The sequence below is a fragment of the Micromonospora sp. NPDC002411 genome, from assembly GCF_053592955.1.
Genome location: NZ_JBSFBM010000382.1, coordinates 1 through 5,854, shown reverse-complemented (window position 1 = coordinate 5,854; position 5,854 = coordinate 1). Strand labels below are relative to the sequence as shown.

Below are 5,854 nucleotides of genomic sequence, written 5' to 3'. Positions count from 1 at the left end.
CGGACCGCCGCCAGCGCCCGAGCCGTCTGCGCCTTCACATTGCCTTCGGAGCACCCCATGGCCGCGGCCGTCTCGGCCAGCGACAGGTCGCACAGGAACCGCAGGACCAGCACGGTGCGCTGGCCGCGGGACAGACGGGTCAGCGCGCTGACCACGCTGTCCCGCTCGGCCACCTCGTCGTGTGGTGTGACCGGCGTACGCGATGGCTCCGGCACCGAACCGAACAGCCGGACCTTCGCCCAGCTCAACCGCTTCTCGTCGACGAGCTTGTGGACCAGCATCCGGTGCACGTACGCGTCGACGTTGTCCACCCGGCTGACCCGACGCCAGTTCACGTACAACGCCGTTATCGTCTGCTGCACCACGTCGTCGGCCAGATGGGCGTCTCCGCACATCAGGAACGCGGTCCGATGCAGACTCGGCAGTCGCGCGGAGACGTACTCCACGAACTCACCCTCGGCATCCGCCATCGAGGCTCCCTCCTCCGCACCCTCGACGGGTCGCGACGACCGCCAGGTTGCGTCGCGCCGGAAAAGGTTTCAACGACGTACGGCCCCTGCCGCTGCGGGAATCGCGGCTGGGGCCGTACGTCGCTGGTCGTCGGTGGGTTCACGCGCCATTCTGCCCGGGCCGCGAACCGGTCACGCCGGTGCTATCCAGCCCCGACGCCCCGTACCGCCTCGATGATGGACTCGGCGACCTCGCCGGGCTGGGACATCGTCATCGCGTGGGAGGCGCCGGCGACCTCGCGGGTGCCCCGGGCGCCGGCGCGTTCGGCCATGAAGCGGTGCGCGGCGACCGGGATGTTGCGGTCCGCGTCGCCGAAGACGAACCAACTGGGCAACGACTTCCACGGCGGCTCGGACGTCGAGAGCGCTTCGCCGAGCGCCTGCTCGGTGATCGGCCGCTGGGTCCGCGCCATCAACGCCGCCGTGTCCTCGGAGACGTCCGCGACGAACTGTTGGCGGAAGGCGTCCTGCGCGATGGCCACCTCGTTTCCGCCACTGGCCACTGGGTAGGAGACCAGGGTGTCGGCGAGCGTGCTGCCGGGAAACTTGCCGGACAGCGCTATCGCCGACTCACCCGTCTCCGGGGCGAACGCGTTGACGTAGACCAGGCCGCGCACCATCGGCTCGCCCGCTGCCGCCTCGGTGATGACCATGCCGCCGTACGAGTGGCCGGCGAGCACGACCGGTCCACCGACCCCCCGCACCACGTCCCGGACGTAGGCGGCGTCTCCGGCGAGGCTGCGGAGCGGGTTGGCGGCGGCCACCACGGAGTAGCCGGCACCGAGCCGCTCGATCACACCGTTCCAACTCGCCGATTCGGCGAACGCGCCGTGAACGAGGACAACGGTGATGTTCTGATCTGACACGGCCATCGGCTCCTTCGCGTGAGGGGTATGCACCCCGTACGACTGGGTGGGCGCGGCTGATTACCCACCGTGCGCCCCGGAAACGTCGGGGCGCGGGCGGCCCTGTTTCTTCACCCCGATGTCACCGACCGATCCCGTCGGCGACGTGTTGCTGTTCGTCCGCACAGGTTGGCTCCGACTCGTCGCACTTGTCCTGACCAGGAGCTGATCACGTGCCTTCCTCTCGTCGTACCTTCCTCGCCGGCGGCGCCGCCGCCGGTGTGGGCCTCGCCGTCGCCGGCGGTCTGCCGTCGCTGGCGCAGGCCAGCCCGGGCCGCCCGCACCCGCCGGTCACGTCCGGCCACGTGCCGTTCCCGCCGCTCGTGGACGACCCGAAGGGCGTCCTCGCCCTGCCCAAGGGCTTCAGCTACACGGTGGTCACCCGGACCGGCGTCACCCGGCTGGACCGCGGCCAGGGCATGACCCCGGCCGACCACGACGGCATGGCCGTCTACGACGCCGGCCACGGTCGGTACACCCTGATCCAGAACCACGAGATCGACCCGGGCGCCGAGTTCGGCGTACCGCACGTCAAGGGAACGGTGTACGACCCGGGCGCCGTCGACGCCGGCGGTTGCACCGTGATCAAGACCGACCGTGCGGGCCGGAACCTGGGTGAGTTCGTCGCCCTCTCCGGCACCATCTCCAACTGCGCCGGCGGACCGACCCCCTGGGGGACCTGGCTGACCTGCGAGGAGACCGAGGACCGCGCCGGCGACCAGTGGGAAGAGGGCGGCCGGACCGGCACCTACCAGAAGGACCACGGCTACGTCTTCGAGGTCTGGGCCGACGGCAGCGCGGACCCGCGGCCGATCAAGTGCCTGGGCCGCTACTCCCACGAGGCCCTGGCGATCGACAAGGACCGCACCCACATCTACCTGTCCGAGGACGCCGACGAGCCCAACGGCCTCTTCTACCGCTGGTCGGCGCCGCGCGGCGTCAAGGTCGGCCCCGGCGTGCTGACCCGCCTCGCGCCGAACGCGGGCGTCCTCGCCGCCATGCAGATCATCATGGACGACGGTTCGGTGCTGCCGGACGTCGCCTACCTGACCTCCGCCCAGCTGGGCCGCCCCTTCCCGGTCCGGTGGATCGAGGTGCCGGACCGCGACGCGCGGCACACGTCGGTACGCGAGCAGTTCACCGACGGCCAGGTCACCCGCGGACGCAAGTTCGAGGGCGTGTGGAGCACCGACGAAGGTGTGTACGTGGTGAACTCGTACGCCTGGGACGAGGGTGACCTGCCCTCCGACGCGGCGCCGCACGACGGCATGGTCTGGTTCTACAACTTCAAGGACGAGACCATCCAGCTGGTGACGTACTTCCCGCACCAGACCTCCGCCGAGGAGGGGACGCCGGTCAAGTACACCGACATCACCTTCGACGGCCCGGACAACGTGACCGTCACCCCGTGGGGAAGCCTGGTCCTCGCCGAGGACGGCAAGGGTGCCTCCCACGTGCTCAGCACGATCCCGGGCGGCCCGACGTACGCGATCGCCCGCAACATGCTCAACGACTCGGAGTTCTGCGGGCCGACCTTCAGCGCCGACGGCCAGGTGCTCTTCGTCAACATGCAGGACCCGGGCCTCACCCTGGCCATCACCGGCCCGTGGGAGAAGTACCTGGGCTGACCAGGGTCGGGCGGTGGGGTCGGGCGGTCCGCCCGGTCCTACCGCCCGCGGGGCTCGTCCTCCGTCCGCATCCCGTGCAGGTCGTAGCTGAACTCGCCGGCTTCCAGCCGGGACCGCAGTAGGGCCTCCCTGGCCGTCCGGCTCCTCGTCGCGGCGGCCACGGCGTCCGCGCTCGTCCGCCGCACCACCACGGCCCCGTCGGCGTCGAGCACCATGATGTCCCCCGGCTCGACTGTCGCACCGCCGACCGGCACCGGCACGTCGAGCGAACCCTTGTCGCGTTTGGTGGCTCCGCGCACCCGACACCAGCGGGCCCAGACCGGCAGGCCGAGCGTCCGAAGTTCGTCCACGTCCCGTACCGCGGCGTCGACCAGCACGCCGGCCGCGCCGGCGACCTTGGCCTGCGTGGCCAGCAGCTCGCCGATCAGCGCGACGGGGGCCGGTTCGGGCATGGTGAGCACGAGCACCTCGCCGGGGCGGACGAGCGTCATGGCCTCGTGCACTGCCCGGTTGTCGCCCTGGCCGCAGACGACGGTCCGGGCGACGCCGGCGACCTGGGAACCCGGCACCACCTGCACGAGGTCCACGTCGATCAGGCCACGCCGGCCGGCGGCTTCGTACACGGTTGCCACCCCGGCAGCGGCCAGTGTCTCGATCACCGCGGGGTCGACGTCCGCCGCGTCGTGGGCGGCGTTCACAGTGCCACCACGACGTTCGGGATCAACCGTTGGAACGCCTCCGCCTGCCGGATGGTCGCGTCACCGGTCACCCGGCGGGCGTGGTTGCCACGATGGTCGGCACGCTGGGTGTAGTACTCGCGCAGGTAGCCCTGAGCCGCCATCGCCGCCATCGCCTCCCGCTTGGCCGGCATCGCCTCGGTGATGTCGACGAACACGGTGGGGACGAAACCGCAGAGTTCGGGCTGGTGGGGTTCGAAGGCCAGGAACTCCGAGGGCGGGGCGGTTCGGAAGCCGCTGGACACTCCGGCGCCCGCGGTGAGCTGCCGGGCCGTCGCCACCGCGGCGTGCGCCGTCGGGTGGTCCGGGTTGAACGGGTCGCGCTCGGGGTGGGTGAGCACCACGTGCGGCGCGTACTCGCGCATCAGCGTCGCCAGCCGGTCGATGTCCTCGTCCCGGATCCGAAGCGGGTAGTCGCCCAGGTCGAACGCCTCGAACCGGGCGCCGACCGCGGCGGCGGACCGTTCCGCCTCGGCGTGCCGCAGTCGTTTGACGTTCTCCACCGTCTGCTGCGGGTCCTTCCACAGCTCGCCGGACTCGCCCCGCTCGCCGTAGGAGAGCGCCAACACGACGGCCTCGCCGCCGGCCCGCGTGTGCATGGCGATGGCTCCGGCGGCCCGCCAGACGAAGTCGGCCGAGTGGGCGCCCACCACCAGCATCCGCCGCCCGCTCATGCCGGCGTCGTTCCTGCCGGCGTCACCAGACGGCGCGAGTTGACCACCGCCATGACGTGGACCTCCTCGTCGGTGAAGCCGGCGTCGAACAGGCGGTCGGCGAAGAGCGCCAGACCGTCCTCCACCGGCGGGTTGAACGGTTGCCCCAGGTCGCTGGAGAGGACGGAGTGCGCCACACCTACCGACCGGATGGTGGCGAACAGGTCCGCCCAGTCGACCTTGCCCGAGTGCGGAGTCGTGAAGCAGCGCTCCAACAGGGCGCCCGCCTCGGCCAGCTCGCGCTGCCGCGCGGGCGTCAGTCGCTGCGAGGTGAACTCGGGATGGGTGACCACGATGCGGCGTACCCCCTCCTGCGTCGCGGCCCGGACCACGGCGGCGATCTCGGCGCCGCTCAGGTGGCCGGTGGCGAGCGTGATGTCGTGCCGGGCGATCACCCGCAGCACCTGGCGTACGCGGTCGAGGACCCGCCCCTCGTCGTCGACGACCTCGACCGGATCCGGCACGATGCCCTGGCTGTGCAGGTCGGATTGGAAGGCGCCCCACATCGCCGGTGTGGCGCCCGGCAGATCGGTGGCGGTGCTGCGCCGCTGATTTCCGGAGTCCACTGTCGGCATCCAGACGATCCGGGCACCCTGGCGCGCGGCGACCTCAACCGCGACCGGGTTGATGCCGCCCATCGCCCCGTTGAGGGTGACGGCACCGAGGACGTCGACGCCGGGCACCACCTTGCGGACCACCGCTGCCCGCTCGGCAGTCGCCACGTAGTGGGACTTGAGGACGAAACCGGCCAGCCCGACCTCGGCGCAACGGTGCGCCAGATCGACGTCGTCGATGCGTCGGGCCATCACGTCGGGGGCCACGTGGACGTGGGTGTCGTAGGCACCGCGGACCACGGCGCGGGCACGGGCGGAGGGAACCAGAGGGTCAGGCATCGCGCTCCTCGGTGAGCCCTGAGAGCGGGGTCGTGCGGGTGCGCTCGGTCGAGCGCGCGGCGGTCACGAGCCGGGAGCCGCCGAGCGCAAGCATATCGGTGATCATGCCTATTTCAAGGTGCAACCACGCTGATACTCCACTGTGGGGAGACAACAAGAACCCGTTGCCCGTCAACCTCATTGCCGGCTCGGGACAGACGAGCACCACCCGCCTGATCTAAACTCGTCTATCGATGCCGACCTCGCGTCGTCCCGCCGATCCCCTCGACAGGGTCGGCCACGAGTCGCGAGCCCGGAGGCTGGAGGCACCGCATGGGTAAGCGCTTCTCCACGCTCGTCGCGGCCTGGTTGGCCGTGGCTCTCGCGGCCGGTGGCTGCGGCGACACCGGTGACAGCGGCGGCGACCCGCCCGGCGGTGAGATCGACAAGGTCGCCTACATCACCGCGTTCGGTGCGGTGGGCCGCGACG

At 71.2% G+C, this 5,854-nt stretch carries 6 protein-coding genes; 1 reads left to right on the top strand and 5 read right to left on the bottom strand.

Features of this window, described 5'->3' with window-relative positions; all coding sequences use genetic code 11:
- Together ACWCO3_RS30190 and ACWCO3_RS30185 are read right to left on the bottom strand one after the other, a co-directional pair.
- A partial coding sequence (locus tag ACWCO3_RS30190; protein WP_450013274.1) for a SigE family RNA polymerase sigma factor occupies positions 1-470 on the bottom strand: 470 nt, incomplete at its 3' end.
- A gap of 182 nt (positions 471-652) precedes the next feature.
- Positions 653-1,381 carry an alpha/beta fold hydrolase gene (locus ACWCO3_RS30185; protein WP_357834993.1) on the bottom strand — a complete coding sequence of 243 codons (729 nt, stop codon included), beginning with the start codon at positions 1,379-1,381 and terminating at the stop codon, positions 653-655.
- 206 nt (positions 1,382-1,587) lie between these two features.
- On the opposite strand from ACWCO3_RS30185, the gene ACWCO3_RS30180 reads away from it, so the two are divergent.
- The gene (locus tag ACWCO3_RS30180; RefSeq protein ID WP_145780305.1) at positions 1,588-3,042 is read left to right on the top strand and encodes an alkaline phosphatase PhoX; all 1,455 of its coding nucleotides are present in this window, start codon (positions 1,588-1,590) and stop codon (positions 3,040-3,042) included.
- Positions 3,043-3,080: 38 nt separating this feature from the next.
- Here ACWCO3_RS30180 and ACWCO3_RS30175 read toward each other — a convergent pair whose 3' ends face one another.
- The 3 genes from ACWCO3_RS30175 to ACWCO3_RS30165 are packed head-to-tail and all read right to left on the bottom strand — an operon-like array spanning position 3,081 to position 5,385.
- The gene (locus tag ACWCO3_RS30175; RefSeq protein ID WP_450013271.1) at positions 3,081-3,740 is read right to left on the bottom strand and encodes a 4-carboxy-4-hydroxy-2-oxoadipate aldolase/oxaloacetate decarboxylase; all 660 of its coding nucleotides are present in this window, start codon (positions 3,738-3,740) and stop codon (positions 3,081-3,083) included.
- Positions 3,737-4,453, bottom strand: coding sequence for a PIG-L deacetylase family protein (locus tag ACWCO3_RS30170; RefSeq protein ID WP_357928478.1), 717 nt, complete (start codon positions 4,451-4,453; stop codon positions 3,737-3,739). Before ACWCO3_RS30170 ends, ACWCO3_RS30175 begins: the two co-directional genes overlap by 4 nt.
- A complete protein-coding gene (locus ACWCO3_RS30165; protein ID WP_145780302.1) occupies positions 4,450-5,385 on the bottom strand; it encodes a DUF6282 family protein in 936 nt (311 codons plus the stop codon). The genes ACWCO3_RS30170 and ACWCO3_RS30165 overlap by 4 nt, the downstream gene beginning before the upstream one ends.
- Between the last annotated feature and the right edge of the window lie 469 nt (positions 5,386-5,854).